At 61.9% G+C, this 15262-nt stretch carries 17 protein-coding genes and 1 riboswitch; of the genes, 10 read left to right on the top strand and 7 right to left on the bottom strand.

Translation table 11 applies throughout. The features are described from left to right. The 4 genes from PG5_RS17305 to PG5_RS17290 all read right to left on the bottom strand — a co-directional run. The coding region (locus PG5_RS17305; RefSeq protein ID WP_042955468.1) for a type VI secretion system Vgr family protein at positions 1 to 838 on the bottom strand (838 nt) is incomplete at its 3' end. A 225-nt stretch (positions 839 to 1063) separates the two neighbouring features. Beyond that, positions 1064 to 2452: a sensor histidine kinase gene (locus tag PG5_RS17300; protein WP_020798421.1), complete on the bottom strand. Its 1389-nt coding sequence runs from the start codon at positions 2450 to 2452 to the stop codon at positions 1064 to 1066. Next, entirely contained in the window at positions 2445 to 3116 is a 672-nt protein-coding gene (locus PG5_RS17295; protein ID WP_008055965.1) for a response regulator, read from the bottom strand. Before PG5_RS17295 ends, PG5_RS17300 begins: the two co-directional genes overlap by 8 nt. 136 nt (positions 3117 to 3252) lie before the next feature. Then, on the bottom strand, positions 3253 to 3519 hold the full coding sequence (locus PG5_RS17290; RefSeq protein ID WP_141195496.1) for a hypothetical protein: 267 nt from the start codon (positions 3517 to 3519) through the stop codon (positions 3253 to 3255). Here PG5_RS17290 and PG5_RS17285 point away from each other — a divergent pair. The 4 genes from PG5_RS17285 to PG5_RS17270 are packed head-to-tail and all read left to right on the top strand — an operon-like array spanning position 3507 to position 7548. Further along, the gene (locus tag PG5_RS17285) at positions 3507 to 4484 is read left to right on the top strand and encodes a tripartite tricarboxylate transporter substrate binding protein (RefSeq protein ID WP_020798419.1); all 978 of its coding nucleotides are present in this window, start codon (positions 3507 to 3509) and stop codon (positions 4482 to 4484) included. The genes PG5_RS17290 and PG5_RS17285 overlap by 13 nt on opposite strands. A 56-nt stretch (positions 4485 to 4540) precedes the next feature. Further along, positions 4541 to 4999, top strand: coding sequence for a tripartite tricarboxylate transporter TctB family protein (locus PG5_RS17280; RefSeq protein ID WP_020798418.1), 459 nt, complete (start codon positions 4541 to 4543; stop codon positions 4997 to 4999). A 1-nt stretch (position 5000) separates the two neighbouring features. Next, entirely contained in the window at positions 5001 to 6515 is a 1515-nt protein-coding gene (locus tag PG5_RS17275; RefSeq protein ID WP_020798417.1) for a tripartite tricarboxylate transporter permease, read from the top strand. Further along, complete coding sequence (locus PG5_RS17270) at positions 6508 to 7548, top strand: AbrB family transcriptional regulator (protein WP_020798416.1); 1041 nt, start codon at positions 6508 to 6510, stop codon at positions 7546 to 7548. Before PG5_RS17275 ends, PG5_RS17270 begins: the two co-directional genes overlap by 8 nt. A gap of 87 nt (positions 7549 to 7635) precedes the next feature. Here the strand turns inward: PG5_RS17270 and ung are convergent, their stop codons facing one another. Beyond that, complete coding sequence (gene ung, locus PG5_RS17265) at positions 7636 to 8328, bottom strand: uracil-DNA glycosylase (RefSeq protein WP_020798415.1); 693 nt, start codon at positions 8326 to 8328, stop codon at positions 7636 to 7638. A 132-nt stretch (positions 8329 to 8460) separates the two neighbouring features. Here ung and PG5_RS17260 point away from each other — a divergent pair, with 132 nt between their 5' ends. Next, entirely contained in the window at positions 8461 to 9573 is a 1113-nt protein-coding gene (locus PG5_RS17260; protein WP_020798414.1) for an enoyl-CoA hydratase/isomerase family protein, read from the top strand. Between the two features lie 135 nt (positions 9574 to 9708). On the opposite strand, the gene PG5_RS17255 is transcribed toward PG5_RS17260, so the two are convergent. Together PG5_RS17255 and PG5_RS17250 are read right to left on the bottom strand one after the other, a co-directional pair. Next, positions 9709 to 10158 (bottom strand): hypothetical protein, encoded by a 450-nt coding sequence (locus PG5_RS17255; protein ID WP_042955466.1) that lies wholly within the window; start codon positions 10156 to 10158, stop codon positions 9709 to 9711. Positions 10159 to 10326: 168 nt separating this feature from the next. After that, a complete protein-coding gene (locus PG5_RS17250) occupies positions 10327 to 10554 on the bottom strand; it encodes a hypothetical protein (protein WP_020798412.1) in 228 nt (75 codons plus the stop codon). 277 nt (positions 10555 to 10831) lie between these two features. Beyond that, a riboswitch (guanidine-I (ykkC/yxkD leader) is annotated at positions 10832 to 10932 on the top strand. A 60-nt stretch (positions 10933 to 10992) separates the two neighbouring features. On the opposite strand from PG5_RS17250, the gene PG5_RS17245 reads away from it, so the two are divergent. From PG5_RS17245 to PG5_RS17225, 5 genes are read left to right on the top strand one after another with little or no spacing between them, the layout of a single operon-like run. Then, on the top strand, positions 10993 to 12060 hold the full coding sequence (locus PG5_RS17245) for a putative urea ABC transporter substrate-binding protein (RefSeq protein ID WP_020798411.1): 1068 nt from the start codon (positions 10993 to 10995) through the stop codon (positions 12058 to 12060). Between the two features lie 15 nt (positions 12061 to 12075). Further along, positions 12076 to 12891 carry an ABC transporter permease gene (locus PG5_RS17240; RefSeq protein ID WP_020798410.1) on the top strand — a complete coding sequence of 272 codons (816 nt, stop codon included), beginning with the start codon at positions 12076 to 12078 and terminating at the stop codon, positions 12889 to 12891. Next, positions 12888 to 13676, top strand: coding sequence for an ABC transporter ATP-binding protein (locus PG5_RS17235; RefSeq protein ID WP_020798409.1), 789 nt, complete (start codon positions 12888 to 12890; stop codon positions 13674 to 13676). The genes PG5_RS17240 and PG5_RS17235 overlap by 4 nt, the downstream gene beginning before the upstream one ends. Before the next feature lie 13 nt (positions 13677 to 13689). Beyond that, a complete protein-coding gene (locus PG5_RS17230) occupies positions 13690 to 14415 on the top strand; it encodes an urea amidolyase associated protein UAAP1 (RefSeq protein ID WP_020798408.1) in 726 nt (241 codons plus the stop codon). Positions 14416 to 14426: 11 nt separating this feature from the next. After that, positions 14427 to 15080 (top strand): urea amidolyase associated protein UAAP2, encoded by a 654-nt coding sequence (locus tag PG5_RS17225; RefSeq protein WP_020798407.1) that lies wholly within the window; start codon positions 14427 to 14429, stop codon positions 15078 to 15080. Positions 15081 to 15262 lie beyond the last annotated feature (182 nt).

The raw sequence follows: 15262 nt of genomic DNA, 5'->3' as shown, positions 1-15262 counted from the left end.
GGTAGGCCTCGCCGTAGGTGGTGGTCGTGGTGCCGCGGGTCTGGTCGACCTCGCCATCGAGAAAGGCGCGGGCGTCAAGGGCGTGATAGGCGCGAAAGTTGATGGATTTTTCCACCACCTGGTGGCGGGTCTGCAAACCCCACACGCCGTCCTCACCGCTGGCGAAACCGGCCGGTGAGCGCAGTGGCAATTTCACGCCAAACTGGTAGTGGCGCTGGTCGTCGTGGAACTCGACAACGTCGATCCGCAGGCGGTCGTCATGCGTGAAACGGTACCAGATGCCGACCTCGGCCAGCAGCCGCTCGATGAACGCAAGGTCGCTTTCGCCGTACTGCATGACCTGCTCGCGCCGGGGGTATTCGCGCACCAATTGGAACAGGAAATGCTGGCCGAGGAAATCGTGGCGGCTGCGCAGGATGTGCTCGACGATCTCCGGCACCGACTGCTGCTGGTACAGGCGGTACTGACGGCCACGATCGAGCAGGGCCAGGCGCGGTTGCAGGGTGATTTCATAGCGAGCTTCGTCGCGGGAGGCGGACAGGCGCTGGAAGCTGTTGACCATGCCGTACAGGCTGCGCAACGGCTTGACCTCGGGCACTGGCAGGCCAGGGTAAGGTGGCTTTGCCGGCGGCGGATAGAGGCTGAAACTGGCGTCCTTGTTGAGCATCTTCTCGGCGCTGAGGTCTTGCTCGCTGCAGGTGAATTCCACACGGTAAGTGAAGGGTTGGCTGAGGTGTTCTTCGCCTTCGAAGGCGAGGACATCGAACGCGGCGTCGAACCAGCGGATCGCGAACTTGTGGCGGGTGTGGTTGAAGAAGATGCGCGGTTGTGTGCTCATGTCAGGCCTTCCTGGTCTGTGGGGGAAACACACAGGAAGGGTTTAGCGTTCACCCGGGTCCTGAGGGGTGAAAGCTTTGGCGAAATGGAAGGAAGCTGGAAATAGGACGTTTCTGAGGATGGTGTAGGGCTTTTCTGTATTGGTATCCCGGGTTAACCGTGTCGGATAACCCTGTAGGAACCTGCTCTGGGCGGCGTTCCGACGATGAGGCCAGAACAGGCCCCATCATTCCCCAGCCATAAAACTCACCCGCACCTTCAACCCCGCCTTCTCCCCATCATGCAGGCTGATTTGCGCCAGGTGCGCCCGGCAGATTTCGCCAACAATCGCCAACCCCAAGCCTGAACCGGCCACTTGCTGATTGCGCCGGTAAAAGCGCTCGAACACCCGATCGCGCTCATCAAGGGGAATGCCCGGCCCGTCGTCCTCGACCTCCAGCACCGCCGGCGCCAGGACCCGCAAAATGACGTTGCCGCCCGGTGGCGTGTGGGCCAGGGCGTTGTCCACCAGATTGCTCAACAGCTCATTCAACAAGGTCGGCTCACCGCGCAACCAGACCGGCTCGTCAGCTTCCAGCGCCAGGGCCACGCCGCGTTTATGGGCCAGCGGCGCCATGGCCATGCCCAGCTCACGGGCCAATTGACTGAGGTCGAGCAACTGCGCGCCGCCCTCGGCAATCGCCCTGGCGCCGTTTTCCACCCGGGCCAGCGAGAGCAATTGATTGGCCAGGTGGGTCAGGCGATCAGTGCCTTGGGCAGCGGTTTCCAGCGTGCTGCGCCAGGTTTGCGGCTCGTTCGAGCGCAAGCCCAATTCCAGCCGGGCCTTGAGCGCTGCCAACGGCGTGCGCAGTTCGTGTGCGGCGTCGGCGATGAATTGCGCCTGCTTCTCGAACTGCCCGCGCAGGCGTTCGGTGAAATGGTTGAGCGCACGCACCAGTGGCCACAACTCGCGTTGCACTTCCACCAGGGGTAGCGGCCGCAGGTCATCCGGCTGACGTTCCTCCACTGCGGTGCGCAAACGCTCCAGCGGGCGCAGCGCCGCACTGACCGCAAACCACACGATCATCAGTGCCCCGACCGCCAGCATGCCCAGGCGCAGCAATGTATCGCCGGCCAGGCTGCGGGCCATGCTGACGCGTGCCTCATCGGTCTCCGCCACGCGGATTTCCGCCATGCCGTTCATGTTCGGCTCGCTGACCGGCTTGAGCAAACTGACCACGCGCACGTTCTGTCCCCGATAAGTCGCGTTGTAAAAACGCGCGAGCGCCGGGTAGTTGTCGGTGCGCGGTGTACCGGGAGGGGGTGGCGGCAGGTTTTCATAACCGGAGATCAGCTTCTGGTTGATATCGTTGACCAGGTAGAAAATCCGCCCCGCGCTGTCGTAGGCGAACGTATCGAGGGCCACGTAAGGCACGTCCAGGCTGAGGCTGCCATCACGTTCGGACAGGCCGGCGGCGATGGTCCGCGCCGAGGCCAGCAACGTGCGGTCATAGGCCGTGTCGGCCGCTTCGCGACCGTTCCAGTAAGCACTCAAGCCGCTGGCCAGCATCAATACCACCAGCAACAGCGCCAGGTTCCACAGCAACCGCCAACGCAGGCTGCTGGCCTTATGCATCACGGCTTTCCAGCAAATAACCGAGACCGCGGAACGTCACGATCGCCACCGGGTGGCCGTCGAGTTTCTTGCGCAAGCGGTGAACGTAGATTTCAATGGCGTCCGGACTGGCCTCTTCGTCCAGGCCGAAGACCTGTGAAGCCAGTTGCTCCTTGCTCATCACCCGGCCAGGACGGGCGATCAGGGCTTCGAGTACCGCTTGCTCGCGGGAGGTCAGGGTCAGCAGTTCCTCACCGAGGGTAAAGCGCCGGGTCTCCAGGTCGTAGGCCAGCACACCGCAGCGCTGCAGGCGCTCGCCACCCAACACACTGCGGCGCAACAAGGCCTTGACCCGGGCTTCAAGCTCGGTGAGTTCGAAAGGCTTGGCCAGGTAGTCGTCGGCCCCCAGGTTCAGGCCATGGACCCGGTCCTTGACGTCGCTGCGGGCGGTCAACATCAACACCGGTAGATTCTTACCCCGGGCACGCAGGCGCGCCAGCACTTCGAAACCGTCCATGCGCGGCAGGCCGACGTCGAGAATCGCCATGGCGTATTCCTCGCTACCCAGCGCCAGGTCGGCCGCCACGCCGTCGTGCAGCACATCCACGGTCAAGCCGGTGCTCTTGAGCGCCTGAGCGACACTTTCAGCGAGCTGCAGATGGTCTTCGACGAGCAGGACACGCATGGATCATTACCTCGTTCAGGGATGGTCGACGCCATTCTTTGGCGCGGAGTTTACAGCGGCATCCGCCGCTGTGAAGCCTGAAAAACCGTGAAAGCCCGATGAAAGGTTAGCGAAAGGTTGGACCGTTAGAGTCGATCTACGGATGGTTTATCTCGCAGCCATCGATCGTGATTTGAAATGTAGCTCCCGAAAAACGCCTCGATGCGTTTTCGCCAATAAGAACAATAACGAGGTACGTCGCCATGCTGTCCACCCAGCTCCACATTTGTCCGTCCCGCCCCTTTTCTCGAACCCCCTCGTATTCGCTTGCCGGCGCCGTCAACGCCTGCGCGAAGCGAAACCGCTGCATCTGAAACATCCCAAAAAACAACAACTCCTGTGGAGACAACAATGAATCGATCACTGCGCCGTTTCGCCCTCGCCGCCAGCGTCATGCTGTTCGCCGGCCCACTGATGGCCGAGCCCAAACGCCCGGAATGCATCGCACCGGCCTCGCCCGGCGGCGGTTTCGACCTGACCTGCAAACTGGCGCAAAGCGCGCTGGTCAACGAAAAGCTGCTGACCAAACCGATGCGCGTGACCTACATGCCCGGCGGTGTCGGCGCGGTGGCTTATAACGCGGTAGTCGCCCAGCGCCCGGCGGATGCCGGCACGTTGGTGGCCTGGTCAAGCGGTTCGCTGCTCAACCTGGCCCAGGGCAAGTTTGGTCGCTTCGATGAAACCAACGTGCGCTGGCTGGCCGCCGTTGGCACCAGCTACGGCGCCATCGCCGTGAAGAGCGATTCGCCCTACAAGACCCTGGACGATCTGGTCCAGGCGCTGAAGAAAGATCCGAGCAAAGTGGTAATCGGTTCCGGCGGCACCGTCGGCAGCCAGGACTGGATGCAGACCGCCCTGATCGCCAAGGCCGCCGGGATCAATCCGCGCGACCTGCGTTACGTGGCGCTCGAAGGCGGCGGTGAAATCGCCACTGCCTTGCTCGGCGGCCACATCCAGGTCGGCAGCACCGACATCTCCGACTCCATGCCGCACATCCAGAGCGGCGACATGCGTCTGCTCGCGGTGTTCTCCGACAAGCGCCTGGACGAGCCGGAAATGAAAGACATCCCGACCGCCAAGGAACAAGGCTACGACATCGTCTGGCCAGTGGTTCGCGGCTTCTACCTGGGGCCAAAAGTCAGCGATGAAGACTATGCCTGGTGGAAGGACTCCTTCGACAAACTGCTGGCCTCACCCGAGTTCGCCAAGCTGCGCGATCAGCGTGAACTGTTCCCGTTCGCCATGACCGGCCCGGAATTGGACACCTACGTGAAGAAGCAGGTAGCGGACTACAAAGTGCTGGCCAAAGAGTTCGGCCTGATCCAGTGATCGTCTCTGTCTAGCGGTCACGGCGGGCTAGCGCCGCCGTGACCCAGGAGTTCCCCATGCTCTTACAACGCATTTTTGCTTCGGTGCTGTTGCTGGCCTGTGTCGGCCTGGCGCTGATGGCCTGGCCGTATCAGGCGGCTTTTTCCTACGAACCGGTGGGCCCTCGGGCCTTCCCGTTGCTGATGCTTGGCCTGATGGGCTCGGCGCTGTTGTACATGGTGTTTCGTCCCGCACCGATCAAGCACAGTGATGACGAGCCGCCGCTGGATCGCGAAACCTTGACCAAGATCGCCATCTGCGTGGCGCTGCTGCTGGTGTTCGCCGGCACCTTCGAACCGCTTGGCTTCATCGTTGCCAGCATCCTCATCGGTGTGCCGATGGCGCGCCTGTATGGCGGCCGCTGGCTGCCCAGCGTCGTGATCATCAGCTTGATGGCCGTCGGCCTTTACCTGCTGTTCGACAAGTTGATGGACGTACCGTTGCCCTTGGGCGTGCTCGACGTTCTGGAGAACTGATATGGATACTCTTGGCTATTTGGGTCAGGGCTTCGGCGTCGCGCTGAGCCCGTACAACCTGGTGACCGCCCTCTGCGGCACCCTGATCGGTACGGTGGTCGGCCTGTTGCCGGGCCTGGGGCCGATCAATGGCGTGGCATTGCTGATCCCCATCGCATTCGCCCTCGGCCTGCCGCCGGAATCGGCGCTGATCCTCCTCGCAGCCGTGTACCTGGGTTGCGAATACGGCGGCCGGATCAGCTCGATCCTGCTGAACATACCGGGCGAAGCCTCCACCGTGATGACCACCCTCGACGGCTATCCGATGGCCCGCAAAGGCCTGGCCGGCGTGGCGCTTTCGCTGTCGGCGTGGAGCTCATTCATCGGCGCCTTCATCGCCACCTGCGGCATGGTGCTGTTTGCCCCGCTGCTGGCGAAATGGGCGATCGCCTTCGGACCGGCGGAATACTTCGTGCTGATGGTATTTGCGATCGTTTGCCTGGGTGGCATGGCCGGTGACCGACCGTTGAAAACCTTTATTGCAGCACTGATCGGCCTGTTCCTGTCGACGGTCGGCATCGACGCCAACAGCGGTGTGTACCGCTTCACCGGGGACAACATTCACCTGACCGACGGTATTCAGTTCGTGGTGCTGGTGTTGGGCCTGTTTTCCATCAGTGAAATTCTGCTGTTGCTGGAAAAAACCCATCACGGCCAGGAAGCGGTGAAAGCCACCGGGCGCATGATGTTCAACTTCAAGGAAGCGGCGTCGGTGTTCGTGGTGAACATCCGTTGCGGCGTTCTGGGTTTCATCATGGGCGTGTTACCGGGAGCCGGTGCCACCCTGGCCAGCGCCGTGGCCTACATGACGGAAAAACGCATCGCAGGCGCCAAGGGTAAATTTGGCCAAGGCGACATGCGCGGCCTCGCCGCTCCGGAAACGGCCATCGGCGGCGCAGCGTGCGGCGCTTTGGTACCGATGCTGACCCTGGGTGTTCCAGGCTCAGGCACCACAGCGGTGATGATCGGCGCCCTGTCGCTGTACAACATCACCCCGGGCCCGCTGCTGTTCCAGCAGCAACCGGACATCGTCTGGGGCCTGATCGCCTCGCTGTTCATCGCCAACATCATGCTGGTGATCCTCAACATCCCGATGATCCGTATCTTCACCCGTATCCTCGCTGTGCCGAACTGGGCACTGGTGCCGGTGATCGCGATCATTACCGGGATCGGCGTCTACGCGGTGCACGCCACCACCTTTGACCTGTTCCTGATGATCGGCATCGGCATCTTCGGCTATATCCTGCGCAAGCTGGACTTCCCGCTGTCGCCAGTGCTGCTGGGGTTCATTCTCGGAGGCCTGATGGAACAAAACCTGCGCCGCGCCCTGTCGATTTCCAACGGTGCGCTGGAAATCCTCTGGTCGAGCCCGATCACTTTCGGTTGCTGGGTCCTGACAGCGATCATGCTGTTGATGCCGATCCTGCGGATCTGGCGTAAGCGTTCGGCTGCGCAACGCGCCATCGCCGATGTCTGATCGAACACCGCTCAAAGCCTGGTGGGGTACCCCGCTGGTCGGCCTGCTGGGCGGTTTCCTCGCCAGCCAGGTCGGCTGGCCGCTACCGTGGATGGTCGGCTCGTTGCTGGCGATCATCCTAGTGCGCTGCCTGACACCCTGGCAACTGGCGGAGATCCCTGGCGGCCGCAAGTGCGGCCAGTGGATCGTCGGCATCGGTATCGGCCTGCACTTCACCCCGGTGGTGATGGAGCAGGTGCTGAGTCATTTCGGGCTGATCTTCTTCGGTGCGCTGGTCACCAGCCTCTCGGCGGTGGTCGGTGTCTGGCTGATGCGTCGCACCGGTGAAGATCGCGCCACTGCATTTTTTTCCAGCATGCCCGGCGGTTCCGGGGAGATGGTCAACCTCGGCGCACGCAATGGGGCGGTGCTCAGCCGGGTGGCGGCGGGCCAGAGTTTGCGGGTGCTTGTGGTGGTGCTTTGCGTTCCGGCAGCGTTCAAATACCTGCTGGGGGACGGCGCACCGATGTCCCACGCCGGCAGCATCGATTGGCGCTGGCTGGCGCTATTGTTTCCGGCGGGAGCGCTGGCGGCCTGGATCTGGGAACGCCTGCGGCAACCCAACCCCTGGCTGTTCGGGCCCTTGCTGGTCAGCGCAGCGGTCAGCATTGGCTGGGACCTGCATATCGGCTTGCCTAACGGCGGCAGCCAGATCGGCCAATGGCTGATTGGCAGCGGCCTGGGCTGTCATTTCAATCGGCAGTTTTTCCGTCGTGCGCCGTCGTTCATGGGTAGGACGTTGATCGGCACGCTGCTGACCATGCTGATCGCCACAGCGGCTGCACTGGGACTGAGTGCGCTGACCCACCTGGATTTGCGCTCGCTGACCCTGGGCATGATGCCCGGCGGCATTGCCGAGATGAGCCTGACGGCCGAAACCTTGCAACTGTCGGTGCCGCTGGTGACGGCGATGCAGGTGATGCGGTTGCTGTTTGTGTTGTTTCTGGCGGAGCCGTTGTTCAGGTATTGGAACCGTCAGCCGAATTCAGTCTGATAAACCGAGTTGCCCTTTTCGCGAGCAGGCTCGCTCCCACAGGGTTCGCGTGATCCTTGTGGGAGCGAGCCTGCTCGCGAAGCTCTTTCAAACCGGTGGCAACCGCCACTCGATCGGCGTCTCGCCATTCTGCTCCAAAAACTTGTTGGTCCGGCTGAAGTGCCCGCACCCGAGGAAGCCACGATAGGCCGACAGCGGTGACGGGTGCACCGAGGTCAGCACCAGGTGCTTGGTGGCATCGATCAACTTCTGTTTGCTCTGGGCATGGGCGCCCCACAGCATGAACACCAGATGCGGCTGCTGCTGGCTGACCACTTCAATGATCCGGTCGGTGAAAAACTGCCAGCCCTTGTCCTTGTGCGCATTGGCGTTGGCACGCTCCACGGTCATGGTGGTATTGAGCATCAACACGCCCTGCTCGGCCCAGCTTTGCAGATAGCCGTGATTGGGGATGTCGATGTTCAGGTCGCGCTTCAACTCTTTATAGATATTGACCAGCGACGGCGGCGCCGGGACGCCCGGCTGCACCGAAAAGCACAGGCCATGGGCCTGGCCGGGGCCGTGATAGGGGTCCTGGCCAAGAATGACCACCTTGACCTTGTCCAGCGGCGTGGAATTGAGCGCGTTGAAGATCATCGGGCCCGGCGGATAGATTTCCTTGCCCGCCGCGCGCTCGTCCTGGAGGAATTTTCGCAACTCTGCCATGTAGGGTTGGTCGAATTCGGCACGCAGTGCCTCCTTCCAGCTCGGTTCGAGTTTGATACGGTCGTCAGCAGTCATGGTTATATCCGGCAAAAGCAATGGGGCGCACCCTAGGAAAGCCCATCACGCTTGTCAATTGATCTGACACCAATCCGGCACTTTCCCACACAGCGATCATACTTAACCCTCAAATTCCCGAGCGAGGTCACGATGAATCTGCACTTCGAAGAACTCACCGGCACTGACGGCGCCCGCATTGGCATTGCCACGCTGGATGCCGAAAAATCGTTGAATGCCCTGTCCCTGCCGATGATCAATGCCATGCGCGACAAGTTGGACGCCTGGGCGAAGGAACCGCAAATCGTTTGCGTCCTGCTGCGCGGCAACGGCATCAAGGCCTTCTGCGCCGGCGGTGAAGTGCGCAGCCTGGTCGAGGCCTGCCGGGCCCATCCGGGTGAAGTGCCGACGCTGGCCGCGCACTTCTTCAACTCCGAATATCGCCTGGACTTCAGCCTGCACACTTATCCCAAACCGTTGATCTGCTGGGGTCACGGCTATGTGCTCGGCGGTGGCATGGGCCTGTTGCAGGGGGCAAGCATTCGCATTGTCACACCGAGCAGTCGACTGGCGATGCCGGAGATCAGTATCGGCCTGTATCCGGACGTGGGCGCCAGTTGGTTCCTGTCTCGCCTGCCGGGCAAGCTCGGCTTGTTTCTCGGCCTGACCGGCGCCCACATGAACGGTCGCGACGCGATCGATCTGGACCTGGCCGACCGTTTCCTGCTCGACGAGCAGCAGCAGGAACTGATCGAAGGCCTGCTGCAATTGAACTGGCAGGAACAGACGCCGATGCAGCTCAACAGCCTGCTCAAGGCCTTGCAGCAGAAAGCCGTTGCGCAAATGCCCGAGGCCCAGTGGTTGCCGCGCCGCCAACAGATCGATGAATTGCTGGACGTCAGTGATGTGCGTTGTGCCTGGAAAGCCATTGTCACGCTGCTCGATCACACCGACATGCTGCTCAACCGCGCCGCGCGCAACCTGATCGAAGGCTCGCCGCTGACCGCGCATCTGGTGTGGGAGCAGATCAAACGTGCCCGGCATATGTCTCTGGCGCAGGTCTTTGAGATGGAATACACCCTGAGCCTCAACTGCTGTCGCCATCCGGAATTCAGCGAGGGCGTGCGTGCGCGATTGATCGACAAGGATCAGAAACCTCGCTGGCATTGGCCGGACGTCAACAACGTGCCGGATGCGGTGGTGGAGGCTCATTTTCACAAAATCTGGGAAGGTCGGCATCCCTTGGCGGACCTGTCAGAGTACTGAAAAAAATGACTCTGTAGGAGCGAGCATGCTCGCGAAAAACGTCATGACAACGCGTTTAACCTTTAAGCACGCGTTATCGTTGACGTCCATCGCGAGCATACTCGCTCCTACAGGAGGGTATGGATTTCAACCGGATTAGCGGTGATTACCACGGCCGTCGTGATCGCCACGCCCATTGCGGCCGCCTCGGCGATCGTGATTGTCGTTTCGCCCGCGACGATGATCATTGTCCCAGCCGCCACGGTTGTGGCGACCGTCCCAACCCTGGTTCTGGTGCGCCCTGTAGTCTGGCCGGGACTGATAGTAACGGGGAGCCGGCTGGTAATAGCGCGGCACCGGTTGATAAACCCGCGGCTGGTGGTAATAGCGCGGCGTTGGTTGGTAATACCGGGCAGGCGGCGCGTAGTACCGGCGCGGTGGCGTGTAGTAACCGCCGCCATTGGAGTAGTAGGAGTTGCCGCCAGCGTAATAGGGCGCCGGCGATGAGTAGACCTCTGAACCGTAGTAACCGCCTCCATCGGAATAAGCTACGCATCCACCCAGTGACAAACCCAACACGGCAATCAGAAGAATTCGTCGATACATTGGCGGCCTCCTGGACCGCGAGTGAGCCATACCAGCGACGCTGGCAGGCGACAGTCAAAGTTTCTGCGACTGTCGATAGATCAGACATCGAATTGAAGATCCGGTGCGCTCCCGCAACACCTTGATACATCTCGCCGATGAAAGGTTTTTCATCCATTCACACGCTGATTAGTGGTGGCCGTGACGATATCCACCGCCGTAATAACGTGGCGCGTGACCACCCCAGTAGTAATAGCGATAGCCGCCATAAAAGCGCGGGCCGCCGTGGTAGTAATAAGGTGAATAACCGGGATAGTAATAAGGTGCGGGATACGCGACGTCGTAACCACCGGAATAGTAATAACAACCGGCAAGGCCCAAGCCGAGTACGCAGCCGAGCAACAATCGACGAAACATGGCGGCCTCCTGAAAGACCCACAGCCGGTACAGGCCGGCTGACACCTGTTTTGACTCATTATCCCCGACCAAGTGCAGCGCCCCGACAACCTTCGGATCAGCGGCCGGCACGTCCCATTGCGGTGCAGTCGCGCACCATTGCAAGGCAAGCGCACACTGTCTTCCTACATCACCAATCGACCAATCCCGCGTGCCAGAGCACTCCGCTCGACTTGGCACGTCTCTCGCTTTAGCAAAGACGTGCAGGAGTCATCACAGGTTCGCGGCACCACAATTTGCAATGGCTGACTAGGGTTCCGGCTCGCAAGCGCGAGTGACTGGTCCGAGAGTTGGCGACCTCCAGTTGAGGTTACACGGCGGGACAAAAGCCCGGGAGACAAGCCACCGTTCGCGGTGCTGCTGCCTTCCTGTCCGCCCTTGATCAACTGGAGAACCACCATGTCCCAGCATCGTTTACCCGCCCTCTTCGCCGCTGCCTTCGCAGCCCTCGTGAGCGTCTCGTCCCACGCCGCCCCAAAAGACCACTTCAGCGTCTGCTGGACGATCTACGCCGGCTGGATGCCTTGGGAATACGCCGGTAGCCAAGGCATCGTCGACAAGTGGGCGAAGAAATACGGCATCCAGATCGATGTGGTGCAGCTTAACGACTACGTCGAATCGATCAACCAGTACACCGCCGGCCAGTTCGATGGCTGCACCATGACCAACATGGATGCGCTGACCATCCCGGCCGCTGGCGGCGTCGACAGCACCGCGCTGATCGTCAGCGACTTCTCCAACGGCAACGACGGCATCGTGCTCAAGGGCGAAGGCAAGAAGGTCGCCGACCTCAAGGGGGCGGACGTCAACCTGGTCGAGCTCTCGGTGTCGCACTACCTGCTGGCCAGGGCCCTGGATTCGGTGGACCTCACCGAGAAAGACCTGAAAGTGGTCAACACCTCGGATGCCGATATCGCCGCCGCCTTCAACACCGATCAGGTCAACGCCGTCACCACCTGGAACCCGATGCTTTCGGACATCAAGGCCAAGCCTGGGGTGACCGAGGTGTTCAATTCCAGCCAGATCCCCGGCGAGATCATGGACATGATGGTGGTCAACTCCCAGACCCTCAAGGACAACCCCGCCCTGGGCAAGGCGCTGACTGGCGCCTGGTTCGAAGTGGTCGAGTTGATGAACGCGAAGAACGCCGCGGGCAAGGCTGCACTGGAGCACATGGCCAAGGCCTCGGGCACCGACCTGGCCGGTTTCCAGGCGCAACTGGACACCACCAAATTGTTCGCCACTCCTCAAGAAGCCCTGGCGTTCAGCACCAGCAAGCAACTGCCGGAAACCATGCGCAAGGTCGCGGAATTCTCCTTCCAGCACGGCTTGCTGGGTGAAGGTGCCAAAGACACCAGCGCAGTCGGCATGGCCTTCGCCAACGGGGTGACCAGCGGCGACAAGGGCAACCTCAAGCTGCGTTTCGACCCCAGCTACGTGCAGATGGCTGCCGACGCCAAGTTGTAACCAGAGGACTTGGCCATGCGCCTGATCAATCGCCACCCGGATCGCCCGAGTCGCCTGCTGCTGGTGATCCTGCCGTTCGCCCTCGTGCTGTTCGCCTACTTCATGGGCTCGGCCGAGCGCCTGGCGGACAACCCCAACGACAAACTGCTGCCCAGCGCCGTGCAAATGAGCGACGCGGTCAAGCGCCTGGCCTTCGTTGCCGACAGCCGCACCGGCGAATACCTGCTGTGGCAGGACAGCGCCGCGAGCCTGCGACGCCTGGCCATCGGCCTGGGCATCAGTGCGCTGGCCGGGCTGTGCCTGGGCATCGCTGCGGGCACCCTGCCATTGTTTGGCGCGCCGTTGTCGCCGTTGCTGACCGTGCTTTCGATGGTGCCGCCGCTGGCGATCCTGCCGATCCTGTTTATTGTCTTCGGCCTGGGGGAATTGTCGAAAGTGATGCTGATCGTGATCGGCATCACCCCGGCCCTGGCCCGCGACCTCGAACAGCGCGCCCGGGAGATCCCCGTTGAGCTGCTGATCAAGGCCCAGACCCTCGGGGCATCGACCTGGACCCTGATGTTGCGGGTGGTCTTGCCGCAGTTGCTGCCGCGCCTGCTGATTTCGCTGCGCCTGATGCTGGGTTCGGCGTGGCTGTTCCTGATTGCCGCCGAGGCCATCGCCTCCACTGACGGTCTCGGCTACCGGATATTCCTGGTGCGCCGCTACCTGGCGATGGACGTGATTTTGCCGTACGTGGTGTGGATCACCCTGCTCGCCTGGCTGATGGATTGGGGGCTCAAGCGCCTGACCCTGCGCGCATTCCCCTGGTATGAAGGAGCGCGGGCATGAGTTTCATCACGGTGAAAAATGTCTGGCAGCAGTACGCCGACCAGGTGGTGCTCGAAGGCCTGAACCTGAGCGTCAACGAGGGTGAGTTCTGCACCCTGGTGGGCGCTTCCGGTTGCGGTAAATCGACCTTCCTGCGGTTGTTGCTCGGTCAGGAAAAAGCCAGTCGAGGGGAGATTCTCCTCGACGGTCAACCACTGGCGGGCGAACCGGACGCCAGCCGTGGCGTAGTGTTCCAGCGCTACTCGGTGTTCCCGCACTTGAGCGTGCTGGACAACGTCGCCCTTGGCCTGGAACTGCCGCGTTCAGCGCTGTTGGGCAGGTTGTTCGGCAGTGCCAAAAAAGCTGCCCGCGAACAGGCTTCGGTGCTGCTGCACAAAGTCGGCCTCGGTCATTCCCTGGACAAGTACCCGGCGCAACTGTCCGGCGGCATGCAACAACGCCTCGCCATCGCCCAGGCGCTGATCATGAAACCGCGGGTGCTGCTGCTGGACGAGCCTTTCGGCGCCCTCGATCCGGGCATCCGCAAGGACATGCACGCCTTGCTGCTGGAGCTGTGGCGCGAGACCCAATTGACGGTCTTCATGGTCACCCATGACCTGTCCGAAGGTTTCAGCCTCGGCACCCGCTTGCTGGTGTTCGACAAGGTCCGCGTCGACCCGCACGCCCCCGGCGCCTATGGCGCACGCATCACTTACGACATCCCTTTGAACAGCGACCGCCGCGCCTGCCGTGCCGCCGTCGATGCCTTGCCAGTACAACTGGCAGGCGCGCTTAGAACCGCTTGAGAGGACTTGCACAATGACTGATTCGACCCGACTGTTCCCGCCCTTCGCCGAAGAAATGCTACCCGGCGGCGGCCATCGCTCCTTCGTGCTCAAACGCGGCCAACTGCTGCGCCTGACCGACCTGCGCGGCGGTGCCAACGTCAGCCTGACGCTGCTCAACGCCAACGAAAAAACCGAACGCCTGAACCTGCCCGACAGCCTCAAATGCCAACACACCGCCAAGCTCACCGCCGGCCATTGCCTGTACTCGGACATGGGCCGCGTACTGGCCGCCATCACCGCCGACACCTGCGGTTGGAGCGACAGCCTCGGCGGCGTGCTCTGCGCTGAAGAAGTGGCCGAAAAATACGGCCAGGGCCGCTATCAGGAACTGCGCAATGGCTTCTTCCGCAACGGCACCGACAACCTGTTGGTGGAGCTGGGCAAGTGGGGGCTGGGCCTGTCCGACCTGCTGATGACCCTCAACCTGTTCAGCCGGGTGAACGTCGACGACGCCGGGCGCTTTCACTTCGTTGAAGGCAATTCCAAAGCTGGCGACTACATCGAGTTGTACGCACCGATGGACACCCTGGTGGTGCTCACCGCCCTGCAACACCCGATGGACCCGGTGCCGGAATATGCCCCCAAACCACTGAAGCTCAGCTGGATGAACGCCGACCCCAGCGTCGCCGAACACTGCCGCACCTCGCGCCCGGAAAACGAGCGTGGCTTCATCAACACTGACCGTCTGTTCGCCTGAGGATCGCCGCCATGTCACTCGCAATCGCCACTGCCGACGTTACTACGAGCAGGCTACCCGAAACCGCGGTCTACCGCGCCACCATCCCCGCCGGCGAACCCTGGTTGATGGAGGTCAAGGCCGGCCAGACCCTGCGCATCCTCGACCTGGAAGGCAACCAGGCCGTCGACACCCTGTTCTACAGCGTCGCCAATCCCAGGGAGCGCTACGACGTGCAACGCACGTTGCGCCGCCAGAACAGCGTGTACCTGAGCACCGGCAGCGTGCTGTATTCCAACCTCGGCAAGCCGATGCTGACGATCATCGCCGACACCTGCGGCCGCCACGACACGCTCGGTGGTGCCTGCGCGCAAGAAAGCAACACCGTGCGCTACGCCCTGGAAAAACGCTACATGCACAGTTGCCGCGACAACTACCTGCGCGCCTGCGTTCACGACGGGCGCCTGGGTAAAGGCGACATCGGGCCTAACATCAATTTCTTCATGAACGTACCGGTGACGGCGGACGGCGGGCTGACCTTCGAGGACGGTATCTCCGCACCGGGCAAATACGTCGACCTGCGCGCCGAGATGGACGTGATCGTGCTGATCTCCAATTGCCCGCAACTGAACAACCCGTGCAATGCCTATAACCCGACTCCTGCGCAGGTGCTGGTATGGAACTGAGTCGTTTGCGCCGCTGGTTGTTTGCCCTGTGCCAGGCCCGCTCAGGGCAGTGCCTCAAACCTAAAGAACACCACCAGCCACTGTAGGAGCGAGCCTGCTCGCGAAAAACCAGAAGCCACCGCTGGGCATCTGGTGCTACGCGTAATCGTTCACGTCCATCGCGAGCATGCTCGCTCCTACAG

The organism is Pseudomonas sp. G5(2012), from assembly GCF_000408945.1.
Taxonomy (GTDB): Bacteria; Pseudomonadota; Gammaproteobacteria; order Pseudomonadales; family Pseudomonadaceae; genus Aquipseudomonas; species Aquipseudomonas umsongensis.
The sequence above is the reverse complement of the archived record's forward strand: the minus strand, read 5'-3'. Positions and strand labels throughout refer to the sequence as shown.